Raw genomic sequence first — 21,102 nt, forward strand, 5'->3', positions numbered from 1 at the left:
ATAACTGACTAGGAAATAAAAAAATGCTTACATCGTGTCATATTCTCGTAGAGGGCAACCCTGTCATCATCTATGCCAGCCGGAATGGTAGCCCTAACAAGGTTTTACCCATTCTCAAGCGATTTCTAGATAAGTTTTGGCAAGAACGAGAAACCTGTGGAGAAAACAGCGATACGCCTGAGTGCTTAGCGGCTCAGATTCTGGTGCGTTTCGGCTACGAGATGTGTGAAGACGATTTTTCTAACTTGCGAGTAGGGATGAAGTTTGCTCAGGATGTGGGATATATCTACTGCGTATCTTTGGATCGCAGTGTCAATGTCTGGGTTCCAGAAGCTTCCTATCGTCATAATCCCGCGTTGGGACTTAAAGCCTGTCGTCCAGACTCGGTGCTGAGCGCTTCCTAAGAAAGGCTTTTATGCGATCGCAATCCTCTTGAAAAGCTAAGCACAGCGATCGCCTCTGGCTTGAAACGAGATATGGCTAGGCTAAAGTAAGTTGTGAGTATCAAAAAGAGGCAAAAAAAGGCAAAAGAAAGAATCTTTCCTCTTTCTTCTGCCTTTTTCCCTTTTAAACCCCTGCTTCGACCCACACGTGGGCAAACTTACCTTCAGTGATACCTGACACCGTCTGTACCCTTCCCGTTTCAATGTCGGCGTTTACAAAGGGCTTCTGGTACTAATAAGAAGTTGTGGAAGTCTTGTTGATACGGCTCAAACTCAAGCTTGAAGCCGCATCACAGACAAGCGCGAAAACGATTACCCTGTATAGATAGGGGTTAAAACTACCACAGTTTCAGCTCTAAGACAGAACCAGCCGATCTTAGTTTCAATGTTCTCCACAATTCCAGGTTATGTAATCGCTTTAATTTAGACAAATGATACTGTCTTCCCAGAGGGTGTCTAACCCATATGACAAAGATCCGCTTAGAATATTGCGATCGCATTTTTTTTAAACAAAAATTGGTTATATTAACCAATGCCCTTTCACAGCGCTTTCGGGAGCAGTTATCAAATGAGTAATTGGCAATGGGTAATTGGCAATTAGTAATCTCCTCTACCCTGAGTTCCTCTCCCACTTAATCCTCATCACTTTGATAAGCAGGATAATTATCTAAACCAAAAAATACAAATAATATGTTTGACGCACTTGCTGAACGCCTAGAATCTGCCTGGAAAACACTACGTGGCCAGGACAAAATTTCCCAATCCAACATCCAAGATGCGCTGCGAGAAGTTCGTCGCGCATTGCTGGAAGCGGATGTCAATCTCCAGGTAGTCAAAAATTTTATCGCCGATGTCGAAGCCAAGGCGCAAGGTGCCGAGGTAATCTCAGGAGTCCGCCCCGACCAGCAGTTCATCAAAATTGTTTACGATGAGCTGTTGCAAGTGATGGGAGAAACCAATGTTCCCATCGCCTCAGCCGATAAGCCTCCCACAATCGTCTTGATGGCTGGCTTGCAGGGAACAGGTAAAACCACAGCTACGGCAAAGCTAGCTTTGTATCTCCGCAAGCAAAATCGCAGTACCTTACTGGTAGCAACAGATATCTATCGTCCCGCAGCCATTGACCAACTCGTGACGCTGGGCAAACAGATTGACGTGCCAGTGTTTGAACTTGGTACAGACGCTAACCCAGTGGAAATTGCGCGGCAAGGTGTCGCACAAGCTAAGGCAGACGGTGTAGACACGGTAATTATTGACACTGCTGGTCGCCTCCAAATTGACCAGGACATGATGGCTGAATTAGCCAAAATCAAGCAAACCGTCCAGCCGCACGAAACGTTGCTGGTTGTGGATGCCATGACCGGGCAAGAAGCAGCCAATCTCACCCGTACTTTCCACGAACAGATTGGCATTACTGGTGCCATTCTTACCAAGCTGGATGGCGACAGTCGTGGCGGTGCGGCGCTTTCTGTACGGCAGATTTCTGGACAGCCGATTAAATTTGTCGGCGTGGGTGAAAAGGTCGAAGCCCTGCAACCTTTTTATCCTGACCGGATGGCTTCCCGGATTTTGGGCATGGGAGACGTTATCGGCTTCGTGGAGAAAGCCCAAGAGGAAATCGACCTGGCAGATGCCGAGAAGATGCAGGAGAAAATGCTCTCGGCTAAGTTTGACTTTAGCGACTTCCTCAAGCAGATGCGGCTCTTGAAGAATATGGGATCTCTGGGGGGACTCCTCAAGATGATTCCGGGGATGAACAAGATTTCCGACGAACAGCTCAAGCAGGGAGAAACCCAGCTAAAGCGGACGGAAGCGATGATTAATTCCATGACCAAACAGGAGCGCACCAACCCAGATTTATTAGCCAAGTCTCCCAGTCGCCGTCGCCGGATTGCTCGTGGTGCTGGCTATCTAGAATCAGATGTGAGCAAGCTGGTAACTGATTTCACAAAAATGAGAACAGCCATGCAGCAAATGAGTATGGGCGGCTTCCCCGGTATGCCGGGAATGATGGGCGGCGGCATGGGCGGCATGGGCGGCGGTAATCATCCTTCTCAACCCGGTTGGCGCGGCTACTCGGCAGGAAACCCAGGTAAGAAAAAGAAAAAGGAGAAGAAGAAGAAAGGCTTCGGCACTCTCTAAAAGTTAAAAATTAGCAGTTTCTCGTTAAGAGTCAGAGACTCTTAACGAGGGAAAGAGAGAACGCGCGATGAATTATGAGTTATAATTGTAAGTTCAAAACTCGTTACTCATAAGTGGATCTGGCTAATAGCTTAAAATCCAATAAGGAGCATTCTTCATCAACATGGTCAAACTGAGATTAAAGCGATTCGGCAAAAAGCGGGAAGTTAGCTATCGGATTGTAGCGGTGCATAGCACCTCCCGCCGGGATGGTCGTCCCCTGGAAGAACTGGGCTTCTACAACCCCAGAACCGATGAAGTAAGGTTGGACGAGCCTGCCATAACCAAGCGCCTCAAAGAAGGAGCGCAGCCCACAGAAACGGTGCGTCGGATTCTGCAAAAAGCTAATGTCCTTGAACAATCCAGTGCAAGAGCCACCTCATGAGAACGGGTTGGGTAAACCAGCTCCAACCATCAAACCAGTAGGAACGTCCCCTCGTGGGGGAGTACAACCGGATTATGCCGCTCTGGTGAATTTTTTGGTGCAGCCCTTTTTGGAGTCGCCAAAGTCGCTTAGCGTAGACTGTGAAATGTCACAAGGCAACACGCGAGCCTGGCTGAGGGTTGCCTTTGAAGGTGAGGATAAGGGACGAGTATTTGGTCGAGGGGGGCGCAATATTCAGGCAATTCGGACAGTAATTGAAGCGGCTGCCCTTGCTGCTGGACAATCTGTACATCTAGATATTTATGGAAGTCCGGCGCGATCGCTTGAAACTCCCCCGGAAAACCGAGAAGTCCCCAAGAAAGATCCACCCCGTCGCCCGTCTGCCCCAATACCTTCTTCCAAATCTCGCCCCAATTAAAAGTCAAACGCTCAAGCGATCGCGTTTAGCTTTGATGGGGAGATGGGGAGATGAGCAGAACCTACTCATCTGTCAAAAGTAAAAGGGCAAAAGCAAAAAGAATATCCCATGTCTAAAGCTAGGGAATTGAATAACGATACTTCATCGTGGTTTTTTGACCGATATGAAGCAAAAAGTATCAAAACCTAAAAGTTCTTTCTTTTGGCTTTTGCCTTTTAGATTACATGATTGCCTTTTTTTGGGACGCCCAAGTTGGGAGCTGCAAAGCGATAAATCGGGCGTTCTTTCACATAAATATATAAATGACAGAGGCCTTTAAGACAGTACAACTACCGAGTACAAATAGTGCGATCGCCCTCGCGGGAGATCGGGAAGAAAACCTCAAAGCCCTAGCAAAGTCTACAGGTGCAACTATAGTGTTGCGCGGACAAGAACTGATAATTTCTGGAACCCAGCAACAAGTAGACCGTTGCTATGAGTTAGTGCGAAGCCTTAAACCGTTCTGGAAAGACGGAAAGCGCATCACCAAAGTCGATATCCGCACCGCCGCCTACGCCGTGGATACCGGACGCACTGACGAAATGCAAGCCATGCAAGAGGAAGTTCTAGCCCGAAACCGTCGCGGCGAAGAAATCCGCGCCAAAACTTTCCCCCAGTGGCAGTATATCCAGGCAGTACGCACCAACGACCTTACCTTCTGCATCGGGCCAGCAGGCACTGGTAAAACCTACCTAGCGGCAGTTCTAGCAGTTCAGGCGCTGCTTAGCGATCAGTACGAACGGCTCATCCTAACACGTCCAGCAGTAGAAGCAGGCGAAAAATTAGGATTTTTGCCTGGGGATTTACAGCAGAAAATCGATCCATTTCTGCGCCCCCTCTACGATGCCTTATATGAATTCATCGATGCAGAGAAAATTCCTAGTTTGATGGAACGCGGCGTTATCGAAGTCGCACCCCTAGCTTATATGCGCGGTCGTACCCTCAACAATTCCTTTGTGATTGTTGATGAAGCCCAGAACACCACACCAGCGCAGATGAAAATGGTTCTGACTCGGCTTGGTTTCCGTTCCCGGATGGTTGTTACAGGCGACATCACCCAGACAGATTTGCCTGGACATCAACAGTCAGGATTAGCTGTTGCTCAGAAAATCCTCCAGTCAGTTGAAGGTATTTCCTTCTGCTATCTCTCCAAAACTGATGTCATTCGCCATCCCTTAGTTGAGAGAATTGTATCAGCTTACGAACAGCACGAAGCAAAGTAATAGTCAATAGTTTGTTACTACTGGCATTCAGCCCAAATTATCCTCGTTCCCATGCGATCGCATGGGAACGAGTATTTAAACCTAAAAATTCAACCCCAACCTACAACTATACCAGTCCTAAATGATTCGTGAAGGCGAGAGCCCCGACTTCTCTAAGAAGTCGGGGCTCTGAAAGGTTGGCTCACAACTCAAATAGGATTGCTGTACAACTACTTTTAAGTGAACCGTATTGGGCCATAATCCGATTACCAAGGGTTGCCAATCATCGTAAAAGCCGCCCAGTAGTAAGGATGCGTAAACTGTTGATTTGAGAAATTTCCCAGAGTCGGTGGTAGAGGTATTTTCCCATCAGGACTAAGCAATTGGTTTTCCTCTACACGTAACTCCCCTTTTAACATCGCTACCTGCACCTGACGTAGCGCCTCCGCTTTGATTGGGGCTTTTTTTAATTCGTTGTAGAAGCCTGTCATTAATCCCAAAGTACCTTCATCGGACACATACCACAGACTTGCTAGCGCCGACTTCACTCCCGCCTGCACCGCCAGCCCTGCAAAGCCCAACTCAGCTTCTTCATCCCCAATTGCCGTTCGACACGCACTCAGCACTAACAAATCAACTGGGGGGTTATTCCAGCCCATTTGTCCCAGACTATCCAATCTCAGCTGAGTGTCCCATAGCTGAATGTAAGAATTGCTCAGTGAGCCAGACTTAAATTCTGCATGGGTTGCCAGGTGTACAATCCCAAAAGGGCGTTCACCGCGTTGCGTCTTGAGATTACTTAGAGTAAAAGCTTCGTCTAGGAAAGATTTACCATTCCAGCAAGGGCGAGCGCTACTTTGTTGGTCTGTACAGGCGATGAACGACAACTCCGCAGGTACAGCAGGTAAAGCAGGTTTGTTCTGAAATTTCGCCGCCCCCATAGCCAGAACTTCCGTATCTTTGATATTTCGGTAACGGGTATCGGTTAAGCTGAGACTGGGCATCAGACCGACGCTGTAGCCTTCTACGAGAAATTTTTGACCATCGTGGAGAGCAGCTAGGGGTAGAGAACGCAGCCCCATATCCGTGATGAATACTAGATTCTGGATGCCTCGTGCTTTTAAATCTGCTTCCAAGGGGGCTATTAGCCACTGATAAAGTTGCTGACCCAGAGGAAGGTATTTCTGACGACTGCTTTGTACGTTGCTTACTTCGGTGCTGAAGGCAAGAGCAGTTTTGAGGACTTGCGATCGCATAGCTGAAGGTATTTTCTTACGAATCGGTTCCCCTTTCCCCGTCACCAGAATCAATTCCAGCTGATCTTGGGAATTTTGGATTGTAGAAACGTTGCATCTAACGCCTCTACAATTTTTCTCCTCGGATGCAACGCTTGCAGGCAAAAATACAATATATATCAGTGCTGGTTTTACGCCTGTTTCTGCTTCAATATTACGAACTGTCTTCTGGGCATCTTCCAGATTTTTGATCGAGGTATCCTCAATACCCAGATAATTCTCAAACTGGTTGGTAAAAGCCTTCTCCAAGGCAGAAATATCAGAATTATCTAAAACTGGGCTGAGGTTATCAATGCTGGCGGATAGTGTTGGTAATGGCTGAAGTTGGAAGTCGAGGAAGGTTGTTGCCGCCCTTGCATCTGGTGTAAAAGTCAGGATCTTAATATCGCCCTGAGTGTACGCACCGGAAAAAGATTGCTGCGGCTGTATCGTATCATTTCCACTGGTAATGGCCCCTGCTGTGCCGTTGACACTGGCATCTCCGACGACAAAGGGAGTATCAAGGAATCCCCCAGCGTGTCGAATAGTGATGTCACCATTCCCTGCACCACCAGCAGTGGAAATACTGGCTTGTGTACCATTTTGATCTGTGAAGGAGTCAGTCGCCCGGAAAAATCGCCCTGTGGTGATATCAACATTGCCCCCCTTGCCTTGAGTGCCACCTTGGGAGTTAATTGAGACAACCTGGATGTCATTTTCCGGATCGAGGGTGACATCGCCACCGTCTCCCACAGTTGCACTAGAGTTTATCGCGCCAGTCTGAATGCGCGAACGTGCAGAGACAGTAACTTTCCCACCACTACTCAATCCTGAAGATGTTAGATTACCGCTTTGCACCGCGTCTCTGGTGCTGGTGAGGGTAATTTTACCGCCATCGCCTGAAGACGCACTAGAGTCTAGATTGCCAGTAATCACCTGGTTAAGAGCAGAAATGGTGATATCCCCGCCACGGGTTGTCCCTTTTGAAGTGAGATTTTCGGTTTCTACAGCACCGCGATCGCTTGTAAGCGTAATGTTACCGCCAATTCCGGCTGCGCTGGAATCAAGGGAGCCTGTAAGAATATCTCCACTGGCTTGAAAGTCAATTTCTCCGCCATTCGTAGCGCTACTAGAGTTAATAGTGCCTTGCTTAGTGTCAATGGTTGCGCCGGAGAGAGTGATTTTGCCGCCCTGCGTCTGTAGTGTACCGGAAATAGCGATCGCGCCCGGACTCTTCAGCTCAAAATTTCCGCCACCAGTGGAAACAGAACTCGACAAATTCGCATTACTGGCATTCAGGGTAAAATCTCCGCCACTGGTGTTGATACTGTTTGGTAGCAAAATATTGCTTGGTTTAATATCATTTCCTACCACAGTATCTGCTCCCTGAGCGGTAATATTTCCAGTGAAATTTATCACCCCAGAAGTATCAATTGTCAAGGCACCCCCGCCAAGTCCGGCGATAGAACCAAAATTTAATTCGCCAGTGGTAATGTTGTTATTAGCAGAAAGCTTAATTTCGCCGCCAGTACCATTATCAGCATCAGCATCAAAATTTCCGCTGTTGATATTTCCAGTTTGGCTGGTGAGGATAATATTACCCGCATTGCCAGAAACGAGAGAGTAAGAAGATAGTTTATCTGTAGTAATGTCGCCAAAGGCTGAAAGCGCGATCGCTCCCCCATTACCACCAGAAGCAGTTTTTAATTCTCCGGTTGTGTTAATTCCTCCCGCCGTGCTATTGACAGTGATATTTCCTCCCGTACCATTAACAGAGAAAGAGTCAACTTTTGCAGTGGTAATGTTGTTATTAGCAGCGAGTTCAATTTTCCCCCCACTGCCAGAAACAGAACTAGAATTTAACGCGCCTTGAGTATTAATTGTTCCTTGAGTGCTAATGAGATTAATCTCACCTGCATCGCCAGCACCAGTAGCAGCATTTAAGTTGGTTGTAGTAATATCGCTAGTTGCGGAAAGTTGAATTTTTCCCCCATTTCCTAAAATCGAACTTGAATTTAACTCGCCTTGAGAGTTGATTTGTCCTTGATTACTCGTGAAAATAATATCGCCTGCATTACCTGAAACAACAGCGGCAGAATTTACAGCACCACTGGTAATATCGCTAGTTGCAGAAAGTTCAATTTTTCCCCCATTACCAGTCAGACTGCTGGAATCTAAAGTAACTGCGGTAGTATCAATTGTGTTCCCGCCAAGAGTAATATTACCGCCATCAGTATCCAGATTTTTTAAAATATTCAGTTCTTCCGAAGTCTTGATAAAAATATCGCCGCCAGAGGTAGCTAAAGTATCTGTAGATAAATTTAAGTTAACTTCTTTAGGCGCAGCAATATCGCCAATAGAGATATCTCTACCATTGTTATTTATATCACTATTAATGTTAACAATGCCAGCAGTATTGATATTCAAAGGGTTATCTACACCACTAGACAAATTGGAACCAAAGGTAATAGCGTCTGTAGTGATGTCACCTGTGTTGGAAAAAAGTGCGATCGCGCCTCCATTCCCCCCAGTACCAGTAGCGTTAACATAAGCTTGTACAAGATTGGTGGTTATATTACCATTAGTAGCATTCAGCCTAATGTTGCCAGCATTTCCGGCATTTCCAGATGCAGTTTCAGCATTAGTTTGCAAAGCATTTTTTAGATTAATATCGCCATTGGTAGTTGTAAGAATTGCATCACCACCATTCCCAGCATTGCCAGTACCAGCAACGCGAGAACCACTTTGCAGCAAACCATTTACGGTAATATCATTAGCAGCATTGAGAATGACAGCAGCACCATTTCCAGCATTGCCCGAACCAGAAGAGATACTAGAGTAGGATCTAAGATTAGTGGTAGTAATGCTGCCATTATTTGCTGTTAGTTGAATTTTTCCAGCATTACCAGCGGTTCCCGCATTAACTTCTGCTCTGGAGAACATATCTCCTGTGGTAATATTGCCATTACTGGTTGTAAAAGTAATGTCTCCTGCTGTTCCCCCTCCTTGAGTGCTGGATTCTACAAAATCAGCATTAATACCGTTAGCAGCAGTGAGAGCGATCGCGCCTGCATTACCACTAACAGAGTTAGACAATAATTGTAGAGAATCGATACTTCCACCTCCGCTAGTAATGCGAATTTCCCCACTTTTCGCACCGTTCAGCGAACGGGAATCAATGGTATTTGTAATAATGTTGCCAGCACCTTGAATAGTAATTAGACCGCCATTCTCGCTGACAGACGAAGAGGAAGAATTTATAACCCCAGTATTAACAGTACCGTTTGTAGAATTAGAATTGATGGCAATCTCTCCGCCAGCACCATTGTTACTGCTTGACTGAAGAATAGCTGAACTGGTATCAATAGAGCCGTTGACACTGTTAAGGCGAATAACTCCGCCTCCTATAGCTGAAGAAGTGAAAATATTTTGAGTGACAATTATATCTTGTCCGGCACTCAAATCTATAGAACCACCTGCTGTGCTAATAGCTCTGTTGATGCGAATATCTCTACCTGCTTGGAAAGTGATTGACTCACCTAACGTTTGATTGGTAAATACTATCGGTGCAGTAAAAGGTTGCACGATAATATCGCGTTGCGCTTGCAGAAAAATATCGCCGTCCAGAGCAGTTAAGGCCGTATCATCAATTTGGAAATCAGTAACACCACCATCAAGAAAAATAATTTCCCTGTCCCCTACTTCGGCATTATTATCAGGGTTCGTGTCACGCTCAATAATAATATCTCTGGGATCGAGGAGTATTGTTCCATCTTTGCCCTTAATTGCAGAGACATTCACCCCACCGTTAAAATCTAGAAACTCTTTACCAGAGACTTCAACAAAGCCACCGTCACCAAGGTTCGCACCGCCACGAGCGCTGATATTGCCATAAAATCTCGTAACATTATCAGACCATACAATGACGCGCCCGCCATTACCATTGTTGTCAGCGTTGGCATTAATCAGCGAGTCGGAACTGACGTAAGTTGCAGAGGCATTCGGTACTGTACCTTTACCCTGATAATCGCCGCCAATTAGCACATTTCCGCCGCCATTAGTTCCAGAGGCGTTGATATTGGCACCAATTAACCCTACCTTGTCGCCCAAGACTTGTATTTTGCCACCAGTTGCACCAGATACATTTAGAGTGCCAGATGCGATCGCTACCCCCCCTGCTTCTGGCACTTGAACGCCAGAACCCGTCAGCCGCACTTCTCCATTACTATTAACCGTCAATCCCGTAGCATTCCCCAAACCAGAACCCGTCAGCAGCTGGGGTAAAGATAAGGGATTAGGATTCCCCGCCCCTAGCCCTCCGTCCCCAGTCCCCACCTCCAAACTCAGCAGATGCCCAGCTTGAGAGAGGCGCACCATATTTTCACCAGGCACCCCGGCTACGGTGATATTACCTCCCGGTGCCGACAACTGCCCGGTATTAACTACAGTGCCGCCTAATAAAGTTAAATTCTGTCCTGAATTAACACCCAATTGACCTGCATTGACAATTGCTCCCGGCTGTGCGACCGAAAAAGCAAAGGTGCTGGGTTTCCCGACTAAAGCAGCGTAGTTATTCGCCCCCACAGCCTTAAACCAATTGTCACCAAAACCAATACCAGTGGCGGTGATAGCGGTAAAAGATGCAGGCACGTTTAGCTGGGCATTGGCACCAAAAACTATGCCTGCTGGATTCATCAAGAATAAGTTGGAGTTGCCGCCAGTAACTTGAATAAGACCATTAATAATCGAAGGGTTGCCGCCGTTGACACGCCCCAAGATATTTTGAATAGATGGATTAGAGAGAAAATTGGCAATTTGGTTCTCACTCAGACCGAATTGGGTGAAACTGTGGAAGAGGTTAGCCCCATCCTGAGAGAGAGTTCCGCCAGTAATGTCGAAGCGAACCGAAGGTTCTCCTAAAAGGACATCGCCATTGGGTGTGCTAACTGTGCCTGTCCCGTCTGTAGCTGGGATAATAGACTGGGCCTGTGCTGATATTGGTAACAGCATTCCTAGTAGTAGGGCGGGTATTGCCCACCGAATGCGATCGCCTTCAGCATTCTTCTCATTCCCAGTCAAAAACTGGAAATGGGACAAGAGAGGCTTTGGCTCCTTTTGTTGAGAATGATGCAAAATTTTAGTATTGCTTTTTGTCTTGGTGTGTGCATCAACCATATAGATAAGATTTTCCCTAAATGATTTTGTATGCTTAAACACGAGGACAAATTTTATTTGTCTGTAATGACTGTTTTGCCTGGAGTTACCAGGAATCCGCAGATAGACTAACACTCTGTCTTTAACAGATTCTTAAGAAAACTTAAGAGTGTTCTCTACCTTCTTATACGTGAGACAATGACTGCCACCCTGAAAGAATTTTTAGAAGCTTGCAACACTCTCTTGACGTTGCGTTTAATCGTAACTAGCAGCGCTGCTGTTTTGGAAGTACGGGGAACAATCCAAAAGCTTTTCTATGCAGAGTTGCCTAAAGGCAGGTATGCCAATATGCACGCAGATTTATTCGAGTTTCACCTGAACATGGATGCCATCAAGCGGGTGAAATTTGAAACAGGTGAAGCAAAAAGAGGGAACTTTACTACCTACGCGATTCGCTTTTTAGATGAGAAAGAGGAAACAGCATTGAGTGCGTTTCTACAGTGGGGCAAACCGGGAGAATACGAACCGGGGCAAGTAGAAGCATGGGAGGCACTAAGAGAAAAATACGGAGAAATTTGGGAACCAGCACCACTTGAGGCTGTTTAAAAGTTAGCTAATGGCTAATTGTTTGTTGCCATTCGCCATTAGCTAACGATAAATTTAACCTGACAATTAAATCTGCTCTACCGTGATATTACGAGTCTTTTGGAGTTGCTTCCTGGTTCTGGTGTTGCTGTTGTGGGGGGGTGAGGCACAGGCGGGAGTCTTAGCTGAACGTTTGGCACATCCCCATTGGGAAGGTAAGCCACCTGTCGCTGCTGCTGAGGGCGATTTAGTTTATCCTGACTGGATGGTAGGCACCTGGAAGGTCACGAGTACGTTAGTAGATTTAGTGGCACCCTTAGCACCAGAGATTCTAACACCAGGTTTTGAAAGTAATCGTCGCTATCTTAACCAACCTGTAAGTTTCTATGTGCGATTTAACCCAATTATTCACACCAGTGAAGGATTGTCAAGATTTTTTTTAAATCCAAAATCACGCGATGTTTTGGGGAGATTGATTCTTCCCAAAAATAGCTTAAAAATTCCTCAAGTGGTGGCAGATCGGGCATTCAATGGGTTGAATATTGGTAGGGCATATTTAGGCGATCGCGCTATTCTATCAGTCAAAGTTGATCCCCGTTCTCCCAATCGTCAGATTACCTCGTTGAGAGGCAATCGCCAGCTTGTCTCAATTGTCACTGGTCGCGGCACCGAGACACCAGCGCCCGATAAATTCATTGCCACAGAACTTCAAGAGCAAATCTTTCGCGGCATACCCAGCCCTTATTTCAACACGGTAGAAACGACAACAGCTTATCATCGGCTTGGGTCATCTATTGAAGCCGATCAGGTGACAGCTGTTTATCTTTCACCTCAAGATCCAGATTATTTTAAAGCTCTTGAGCGACCAGTAGCACTTTACCGCTATCGGCTGGAATTGGAAAAATCTCCCTGACGGTTGTATAGCGGTTCTAGTTTTTTGGCGGTGGGGGCATGGCATCGCCATGCCCCCACAAAATAGTGAGAACCGCTAAACTGCCCTAACAAAATAAAAAACCGTGGGAGTTGAGGTTCCACGGCTCTGAAGGAGTCTTATCTTAAAGTCATCATATAGGCACCAATTTCTAGAACAGTGCTGGTAACATTTTTTGAAACCAACTCGAATTGCGTGCAGTTAATTGCTCCCAATCCCTTCCTGCCCAATCTCCATCACATCTGTTCTACATACCGCTTCAACTCCCGCGCCATCCGCTTGATCCCCTGCTGCTCATCTTCCCGAATGAAGGGCAAAAACACCTTCGTCAGCAGCCCTGAGAAATTGTCCCGGTGAACGTATTTAGTCCGCCCAACACCAATCTCTTGCAACTCGAAAATATACTCATTCTGAAAACCGGGAATAGAAGAAACCCAAGCCAAGCACGTCCCAGACTGTACTAAAGTAACCGTAGGCTGAAACTCTGTCTCCTCCTCACCTGGATACCGCCGCAAAGAGAGGAAAACTTCTTGCCCCTGCTTAAATGGCGCACTAGGGTCTAAGTCAAATAAGAAGGTGTTCCATTTATGCCACTGCTGTTTTTGGAATAAAACTTGCCAAACTTTAGCTTTCGGAGCATTGATTTCAATTTCGGCATAGAAACTTGCCATGTCGTAGCAGCTGATCAGGTGGTGTAAGCGGGTACAATTGCAAATTTGTAGCTCCTTTAGGCTAGGAGCGAGTAAATTTTGGATGATTAGGGATTGGTGCAGAGGAAGACTCTTAACCATTCCAAATTCCTGAATCTAAAATCCCACATTCTCAATCCAAACTCTAAAATCTGAAATCTAAAATTCTTAACTCAATGGTAGAACTAACACCCAACTCTAGTTTCAGTTTAACGATTCGCCTCCAGATTCCCAACCGCGCTGGGATGTTAGCAAGTGTAACAGGAGCGATCGCGTCTGTCGGCGGTAACTTAGACCAGATTACTTTGGTTGAGCGCACCCGTCAGACCGTAACTCGCGAAATCACTGTCGATGCTGCCAGTACAGAACACGCTGAAAAGATTGTACAAGCGATTAAGCAGCTGTCAGATATCAAATTGATCGATGTCTACGATCGCACCTTCAATTTACATCGCAGCGGCAAAATTACAATTGAAAGCAAAATTCCCCTCAAAAGTCAAGGGGATTTAGCGATGGCTTATACTCCCGGTGTGGGACGTATTTGTATGGCGATCGCGCGAGACCCGGAACAAGTCCACACCTTAACTATTAAGCAAAACACCGTTGCCATTGTCACCGATGGTAGCGCTGTCCTGGGATTGGGTAACTTGGGTGCCGCCGCCTCCTTACCAGTGATGGAAGGTAAAGCGATGCTGTTTAAAGAATTTGCCGGAATTGATGCCTTTCCTATCTGCCTGAATACCCAAGATACAGATCAAATTGTGGAAACTGTCAAGAACATCGCCCCAGTTTTTGGCGGGATCAACCTAGAAGATATCGCCGCGCCGCGATGTTTCGAGATTGAAGCGCGACTGCGGCAAGAATTAGATATTCCTGTGTTTCACGACGATCAACACGGGACAGCAATTGTCAGCTTGGCAGCTTTGATCAACGCCCTGAAATTGGTAAAAAAATCCTTTGAGGATGTGCGTATTGTAATTAATGGTGCGGGTGCTGCTGGGGTAGCGATCGCACGTCTTTTACAAAAAGCTGGTGCCAAGTCAATCTGGATGTGCGACTCCAAAGGCATTATCTCCACCAACCGCCCGGACTTGACACCAGAAAAGCGAGAATTTGCCATAGAATCTAGCGGTAACTTGGCAGATGCCATGAAACAAGCAGATATCTTCTTAGGTGTCAGCGCTCCCGGTGTTGTGTCGCCGGAAATGGTACGCTCAATGGCAAAAGATCCGATTGTCATGGCGATGGCTAATCCGATCCCGGAAATTCAGCCGGAATTAATCGCCGACGATGTAGCTGTCATGGCAACGGGACGCAGTGACTACCCGAATCAAATCAACAACGTTTTAGCCTTTCCAGGTGTCTTCCGTGGTGCTTTAGATTGTCGCGCCTCTACGATTACCACCACTATGTATTTAGAAGCCGCCAATGCGATCGCTTCCCTAGTCAAACCCTCCGACCTCGACCGGGAACACATCATCCCCTCCGTGTTTGACAAGCGGGTAGCCAGTGCTGTTGCTGGTGCGGTACAAGCCGCCGCCCGATCTGAAGGGATCGCCCGCCGATAAGGGAAAAGGGGAGCAGGAGAGTCAGCAGATAACTCCTCTCCTCAGACATTCTTCAGCCCTCAGCCCTTTGTGGTTCAATCCACAGATAGACCTTATGCAATGCAGAGATTGGAACAATAAGAGGAAATAGTGCTTTTTCGCCAAAAAAATAATGACCTTTAGTTTCTTTGACATTTTCTGGGTTATTTTAGCTGTATCCTCCTTCCTACCTGTATTGCAAAAACGCCAAGTTGCATCTCGACGAGTTCAATCCTTAAGAGAATTTGAGCGATCGCGTCGCAGCCGCGTGATTTTGCTAATTCACCGTCAAGAATCTATTAGTTTCTTAGGAATTCCTATATCTAGCTACATCAGCATCGAAGATTCAGAACAGGTACTGCGGGCAATTCGCCTCACCCCTCCCGAAGTTCCCATCGACCTAATTTTGCATACCCCAGGCGGCTTAGTGCTGGCAACCGAACAGATTGCCAGAGCCTTAATTCGTCACCCAGCGAAAGTCACCGTCTTTGTACCCCACTACGCTATGAGCGGCGGCACCATGTTAGCCTTAGCATCCGATGAAATCATCATGGATGCCAACGCCGTCTTAGGGCCAGTCGATCCCCAACTGGGAAATATGGCAGCTGCTAGTATTCTCAAGGTCATTGAACAGAAGCCGATTAGCGAAGTTGACGACCAAACGATCATCATGGCAGACCTATCACGCAAAGCCATCGATCAGGTGCAACGGTTTGTCCGCACCCTCCTCAAAGACGCTATTCCCCAACCAAAGATTGCTCCAGAAAACATCGAAAAAATTGTGGAAGCCCTCACCACTGGCCGCGTCACCCATGACTATCCCATTACAGTAGAGGAAGCCACGGAACTTGGTCTGCCAATTACGGTGGGGCTGCCAATGTCAATCTATAACTTGATGGAGTTGTACCCACAGCCGCAGGGCGGCCGTCCAAGCGTACAGTATATTCCGATGCCCTACGAAGGTGCGCCTGCTTTACCTGTCCCTAAAGGAAGACCCCTGCCTGAAGATCCTCGGTGATAAAGATTTATCTTGCTGATGGCGAGGGACTGGGGCTAGGACTTGGCGCTGGCGAAGGAGTAGCCCCTGGTGCCGGTGAGGGACTAGGACTTGGCGCTGGTGAAGGAGTTGTATCCCTTGGTATTGGCGTAGCTCTTGGCAGGGGTGTTGGGGTTGGTGTTGGTGATGGCGTAGCTGCTGGCGTTGGTGATGGCGTTGGTGATGGCGTAGCTCTTGGGGTTGGGGTTGGTGATGGGGTTGGGGTTGGTGATGGCGTAGCTGTTGGTGATGGCGTAGCTCTTGGCGTTGGTGCTTGGTCAACAGTTCCTAAGATTCTTTTTGCTTCCAAGTCGAGTCTCTGACGAACTGGTAACGTAGCGATGCCAGTTACAGGCAAATTAAACTGTCTCTGAAATTGCCTGATAGCTTCTTCGGTTCGCGGGCCATAAAACTGCGTCCGGGGCAAAAGGGGATTTGGCTTAACGACTAGGTTCAAGTTTGCCTGGAGAATTCTGACTAAATCAGCAGCCAAATTCTGCGTTCTCTCACCTGCTAAGCCATCAACTGGTGTGATTTTGTATCCCTGCTGAAATTCGCGGATAGCCCTGGTACTGGCTTCATCCGTAAGGTTATCTCCCAGAGTGACGTTATACCCGAAGCCGCGCAATACTGAGCGCATCTCAAGTGGCGTATAGTCGCGGCTTCTGTCGGCTAAAGCGAATTCGTAACTAACTAAGCTGGCTGTTATGCCGAGGGCAACGGCAGCCAAAGGCATTCCAAATCTACCCCACATACTTCAAACTCCTCACTCACTGAATTAAACGCGATCGCGAATTAAATAGTTACAGTTTAAGCCCAATTGGGAATCCTGACGCTAACCTTTGGTGAGTTGACAAATTTTTGGGCATTATTTGGTCTAAATTCTAGGAATGGTAATTGCGATCGCAATTAGCTCCCCACTGTCGCGCCTATCCAATTTTCCGGGTCTATTTCGCTCCTGGTCAGCCTAAATCGTCAATCATGGATGAAGGATAAAGTGTGATACGTCTATCAGTCACAAGCGTCGCGACGCAACCTTCAACCCTCAACTTCCTTTATCCTTCATCCCTACCATGACACCTCAAAAAATAGTAAATAGGCCCAAATCCCGCCGTCATCTGTGGTATGAACGTGTGATGGCACTTTTAGCCCTGGCTAACTTGGGCTTGGTGGTGTTTGATTTGAGCTATGTCCCCTTACGTGATTTCTACCTGCGCGAGTTTCGCACCCTCACCCAAGTCTATGACCCAATCAAAGCTATTGAACCGCATCGAGAAACGCAGAGGTATCTGGAAACGGTAGAAAATCTCAAAGTGGAACTGCAAAAGCCTACAGGGTTGCAGTCGCCAAGGGTAGAAATCCTGTTACAGGAACTACGCGATCGCAGCGTGGAAATGATTGAGACTAATCCATTTCAAGAAGCAAACAAAACAGGAACTCTCGAAAAAATCAAAAACCGGATGCGGCGGCAAATTGGCAACGACTCCGCCAAACAATCTTTCAGAACTTTCTGGAGTTTACCCTACTTATCACAGGATTGGGAAAAACAAATTGCGTTTTATAACCAAGAAATCCAGCCTTTAATGGCAAGCAATTATTTTCGTCAAATAGGAGAAACAGGTTATTTTGTTGACTATTTTTGGCTGATTGATATTTGGTTTATCATCCCGTTTGCCATTGAATTTTTGGCTCGTACCTACTACATTCACCGCACTCGCATCGGCTTAACTTGGATAGAAGCGATGCTGTGGCGGTGGTATGAGATTTTTATGCTGTTACCTTTTTTGCGGTTACTGCGCGTCATTCCAGTTGCACTTCGCCTACACCAAGCCAAATTATTAAACCTGGAACCAGTAAGACTGCAAGTTAACCGGGGGTTGGCGGCAAACTTTGCAGAAGAACTAGCCGAAGTTATCGTTATCCGGGTAATTAACCAGATGCAAGGCTCCATTCGTCGGGGAGAACTTAGACGGTTGATTGCCAACAAAGAAGCTCGTCCATACATTGACATCAATAATGTTAATGAAGTGGAAGCGATCGCGACTTTATTAATGAAAATAACCGTTTATCAAGTCCTCCCAAAAATCCAGCCGGATTTGGAAGCAATTTTAAAACATAATATAGACAAAATTCTCCAGTCTTCCCCAGCTTATAGAGGACTCCAGCAGGTGCCAGGATTAGGTACGATCCCCGCGCAAATAACTGAGAACCTGGTTAGAGAAATCTCTCAAGCAGCCTACCAAACCCTCACCTCCTCCCTGGAAGACGACCCGGTTGGCGCAGAACTCTCCAAACAGTTGATGGAACACTTCACCCAAGCCTTGGGATCGGAAGTGCAAAGACAGCAGACAATACAGAAAATTCAATCTTTACTTATCGATATGTTAGAAGAAATCAAACTCAACTACGTTCAGAACTTGTCCGAGGGAGATTTGGAGCAAGTATTAGAAGAAAAAAGAGCCATCGGCCAAATTGTCAAGCATTGATTAGGGAGTGGGGAGAAGGGGATTCACAGGCGAGACACCTATGCTGCGGACTAGGGAAGAAGGGAACAGAAGAATTCTTTTTGTTGCCTTTTAGATGATTGCCCTTTTCCTGACTCGCCACCAGAGTACAGCTTGCGTTAAAATCAACGTAGGGACGAATCCAACCGGATTCGTTGCAAGACTTCTTGGAATATAGTGTTCGCAGGAAGTGGGGCGGCACCCACTTTTTTTTGTTGGGTTTTACAACCCTAATAGGGATTGGAACCTCCGCCCCGCATAAATTATACAATGTACGGATAGGTCTAATGACTCATCCTCTGATTCCACAAATTATTGATTTAGCGACACCAGTAGCAGAAGACTTGGGCTTGGAGGTAGTAGGGGCGGTTTTTCACACCAACCAACGCCCGCCAGTGCTGCGAGTGGACATCCGGAACTGCGACACCGACACGGGACTAGATGACTGCGAACGGATGAGTAAGTCTTTGGAAGCTGCTTTAGATGCAGCGAATATCATCCCTGATGCGTATGTATTGGAGATTTCCAGCCCTGGGATTTCGCGCCAGCTGACCACGGATCGAGAGTTTATATCCTTCAAGGGATTTCCCGCGATCGTCAAAACCTCCGAACCCTATGAAGGGCAGAAAGAATGGAGGGGACAACTAATTGGTCGCGATGAGAGCAGTATTTACCTCAACCAAAAGGGTCGGGCGATCGCTATTCCCCGTGAGCTGGTGAGCCGCGTACAGCTGGATGAAAAACGCTAATTGAAGGATTGCTAACTGCTAATAGCTAATGGCTAATTGTTCGCAAGCTAGGAACCATTAGCTATTAGCTATTAGCCAATGACAAATATTACTTTTGGAGGTTTTTTTTATGTCAATGGTTAGTCTGCGTGGACTTAAAGAGCTAATCGACAAAATTAGTGCAGAGCGCAATTTACCCAAAAGTGCCGTGCAATCAGCCCTTAGAGAAGCCCTGCTTAAAGGCTACGAGCGCTATCGTCGCACCCAGAACCTCGACAAGCGGCACTTTGATGAAGAGTATTTTGAAAACTTTGAAGTCGAACTCGACACAGAAGAAGAAGGCTTCCGCGTCTTGGCTACCAAGACCATTGTGGAAGAAGTGACAAACTCGGATCATGAAATTGCCCTAGAAGAAGTTCAAGAAGTAGCTCCAGAGGCGGCTCTAGGTGACACCGTGGTTCTAGACGTGACACCAGAACAAACCGAATTTGGTCGCATGGCGGCAATTCAAACCAAACAAGTGTTATCGCAAAAACTGCGAGATCAGCAGCGCAAACTCGTTGCTGAAGAGTTCCAAGAACTGGAAGGAACCGTCTTACAGGCGCGAGTGCTGAGATTTGAGCGGCAATCTGTAATTATGGCGGTCAATAGTGGGTTTGGTCAGCCAGAAGTGGAAGCCGACTTACCGAAGCGGGAACAGCTGCCCAACGACAATTACCGCGCCAATGCTACCTTCAAAGTATTTCTAAAAAAGGTACGGGAAGGCCCAGCGCGTGGCCCTCAGTTACTGGTTTCTAGAGCCGCCGCAGGTTTAGTAGTTTATCTATTTGCCAACGAAGTACCAGAAATTGAGGATGAAGTGGTGCGGATTGTGGCAGTAGCGCGAGAAGCCAATCCTCCCTCTCGTCATGTAGGCCCCCGCACCAAAATCGCCGTTGATACTTTGGAGCGCGATGTAGACCCCGTAGGAGCCTGTATTGGCGCTAGAGGATCGCGGATTCAAGTGGTGGTAAATGAATTGCGGGGCGAAAAAATAGATGTGATCCGCTGGTCGCCTGACCCATCTACCTACATTTCTAATGCTCTTTCGCCCGCACGAGTCGATGAGGTGCGTCTTGTAAACCCAGATGCTCGTCAGGCTCATGTTTTGGTGGCGGAGGATCAACTAAGTTTGGCAATAGGTAAAGAAGGTCAGAATGTCCGTCTAGCAGCGCGATTAACAGGTTGGAAAATCGATATTAAAGACATTGCCAAGTACGACTACGAAGCAGAAGCCCGGAATATAGCTGCCGCTGCTGCTCAACGACAAGCGGAAGAGGAAGCTCTCTCGGCTTTGGCAGACGACGATGAGGAGTATGAAGAATTTGAAACTCCTGCCTCACAAAATGATTGGCAGGACGACTTGGACGAGGAAGATGAGGTAGATGAAGTTGATCAGGCGCAGACAACGGAAGTTTAGATTTGAGATTTAATCTAAAATCTCAAATCTAAACTGTTGCCTCGATATGAAACCAAACTATCGCCGTTGCGTAAGTTGCCGCAAGGTAGCGCTAAAATCAGACTTTTGGCGCGTTGTCAGACTCTACCCGTCGGGGAAGTTACAATTAGATAAGGGGATGGGACGTTCCGCCTATATTTGTCCCCAGGAAAGTTGTTTGGTAGCGGCTCGAAAAAAAAATAAACTGGGGCGAAGTCTCAAAGCACCTGTTTCAGAAGAACTCTACCAAACCCTGTGGCAGCGTCTGACCGCTAGCCAACACGAGCGAAGTCTCCTGTTGGTTAGCGAAACCAGCAGCCAAGAGCCGCCTCTCGTCCCAGGCCCATAACACCGATCCGAATAAGATATCGTAAGGAAATAAGCCTGCAAAAAAGAAATGTGACCCAAGTTGTTAAAAATTTGTGCAAGATTAGAAAAAAAGCAGTTAACTAAAATAGGCAGATAGCTTG

The 21,102-nt window shown here is 46.9% G+C and carries 16 protein-coding genes; 13 read left to right on the forward strand and 3 right to left on the reverse strand.

The window, feature by feature from the left end:
• Positions 1–23 precede the first annotated feature (23 nt).
• The 5 genes from H6F74_RS01705 to H6F74_RS01725 all read left to right on the forward strand — a co-directional run bounded on the left by H6F74_RS01705 (position 24) and on the right by H6F74_RS01725 (position 4,689).
• Positions 24–404: a histidine kinase gene (locus H6F74_RS01705; RefSeq protein WP_190435334.1), complete on the forward strand. Its 381-nt coding sequence runs from the start codon at positions 24–26 to the stop codon at positions 402–404.
• Positions 405–1,133: 729 nt separating this feature from the next.
• Positions 1,134–2,585 (forward strand): signal recognition particle protein, encoded by a 1,452-nt coding sequence (ffh, locus tag H6F74_RS01710; protein WP_190435337.1) that lies wholly within the window; start codon positions 1,134–1,136, stop codon positions 2,583–2,585.
• A gap of 163 nt (positions 2,586–2,748) precedes the next feature.
• Positions 2,749–3,009 (forward strand): 30S ribosomal protein S16, encoded by a 261-nt coding sequence (rpsP, locus tag H6F74_RS01715; protein ID WP_190419211.1) that lies wholly within the window; start codon positions 2,749–2,751, stop codon positions 3,007–3,009.
• Complete coding sequence (locus H6F74_RS01720) at positions 2,972–3,427, forward strand: KH domain-containing protein (RefSeq protein ID WP_190435339.1); 456 nt, start codon at positions 2,972–2,974, stop codon at positions 3,425–3,427. Before rpsP ends, H6F74_RS01720 begins: the two co-directional genes overlap by 38 nt.
• Positions 3,428–3,729: 302 nt before the next feature.
• Positions 3,730–4,689, forward strand: a complete 960-nt coding sequence (locus H6F74_RS01725; RefSeq protein ID WP_190435343.1) for a PhoH family protein — start codon at positions 3,730–3,732, stop codon at positions 4,687–4,689.
• A 245-nt stretch (positions 4,690–4,934) separates the two neighbouring features.
• Here the strand turns inward: H6F74_RS01725 and H6F74_RS01730 are convergent, their stop codons facing one another.
• The gene (locus tag H6F74_RS01730; RefSeq protein WP_190435346.1) at positions 4,935–11,117 is read right to left on the reverse strand and encodes a CHAT domain-containing protein; all 6,183 of its coding nucleotides are present in this window, start codon (positions 11,115–11,117) and stop codon (positions 4,935–4,937) included.
• A gap of 177 nt (positions 11,118–11,294) precedes the next feature.
• Between H6F74_RS01730 and H6F74_RS01735 the strand changes: the two genes are divergently transcribed.
• Together H6F74_RS01735 and H6F74_RS01740 are read left to right on the forward strand one after the other, a co-directional pair.
• Positions 11,295–11,702 carry a ChuX/HutX family heme-like substrate-binding protein gene (locus H6F74_RS01735; protein ID WP_190435350.1) on the forward strand — a complete coding sequence of 136 codons (408 nt, stop codon included), beginning with the start codon at positions 11,295–11,297 and terminating at the stop codon, positions 11,700–11,702.
• 85 nt (positions 11,703–11,787) lie between these two features.
• Complete coding sequence (locus H6F74_RS01740) at positions 11,788–12,594, forward strand: DUF6816 family protein (RefSeq protein ID WP_190435409.1); 807 nt, start codon at positions 11,788–11,790, stop codon at positions 12,592–12,594.
• A 254-nt stretch (positions 12,595–12,848) separates the two neighbouring features.
• On the opposite strand, the gene H6F74_RS01745 is transcribed toward H6F74_RS01740, so the two are convergent.
• Entirely contained in the window at positions 12,849–13,403 is a 555-nt protein-coding gene (locus H6F74_RS01745) for an SRPBCC domain-containing protein (RefSeq protein WP_242021756.1), read from the reverse strand.
• Between the two features lie 74 nt (positions 13,404–13,477).
• On the opposite strand from H6F74_RS01745, the gene H6F74_RS01750 reads away from it, so the two are divergent.
• Positions 13,478–14,869 carry an NAD-dependent malic enzyme gene (locus H6F74_RS01750; RefSeq protein ID WP_190435352.1) on the forward strand — a complete coding sequence of 464 codons (1,392 nt, stop codon included), beginning with the start codon at positions 13,478–13,480 and terminating at the stop codon, positions 14,867–14,869.
• A gap of 151 nt (positions 14,870–15,020) precedes the next feature.
• A complete protein-coding gene (locus H6F74_RS01755) occupies positions 15,021–15,905 on the forward strand; it encodes a hypothetical protein (RefSeq protein ID WP_190435355.1) in 885 nt (294 codons plus the stop codon).
• A 7-nt stretch (positions 15,906–15,912) separates the two neighbouring features.
• On the opposite strand, the gene H6F74_RS01760 is transcribed toward H6F74_RS01755, so the two are convergent.
• Entirely contained in the window at positions 15,913–16,677 is a 765-nt protein-coding gene (locus tag H6F74_RS01760; protein WP_190435358.1) for a peptidoglycan-binding domain-containing protein, read from the reverse strand.
• A gap of 319 nt (positions 16,678–16,996) precedes the next feature.
• Here H6F74_RS01760 and H6F74_RS01765 point away from each other — a divergent pair, with 319 nt between their 5' ends.
• From H6F74_RS01765 to H6F74_RS01780, 4 genes are all read left to right on the forward strand, one after another.
• A complete protein-coding gene (locus H6F74_RS01765) occupies positions 16,997–18,409 on the forward strand; it encodes a hypothetical protein (RefSeq protein WP_199300751.1) in 1,413 nt (470 codons plus the stop codon).
• Between the two features lie 305 nt (positions 18,410–18,714).
• Positions 18,715–19,176 (forward strand): ribosome maturation factor RimP, encoded by a 462-nt coding sequence (rimP, locus tag H6F74_RS01770; RefSeq protein ID WP_190435361.1) that lies wholly within the window; start codon positions 18,715–18,717, stop codon positions 19,174–19,176.
• Positions 19,177–19,285: 109 nt separating this feature from the next.
• Entirely contained in the window at positions 19,286–20,614 is a 1,329-nt protein-coding gene (gene nusA, locus H6F74_RS01775) for a transcription termination factor NusA (RefSeq protein WP_190435364.1), read from the forward strand.
• A 46-nt stretch (positions 20,615–20,660) separates the two neighbouring features.
• On the forward strand, positions 20,661–20,981 hold the full coding sequence (locus H6F74_RS01780) for a YlxR family protein (RefSeq protein ID WP_190435367.1): 321 nt from the start codon (positions 20,661–20,663) through the stop codon (positions 20,979–20,981).
• The last annotated feature ends 121 nt before the right edge of the window (positions 20,982–21,102 follow it).

The organism is Trichocoleus sp. FACHB-90 (genome assembly GCF_014695505.1).
Classification (GTDB): domain Bacteria; phylum Cyanobacteriota; class Cyanobacteriia; order Cyanobacteriales; family FACHB-T130; genus Funiculus; species Funiculus sociatus.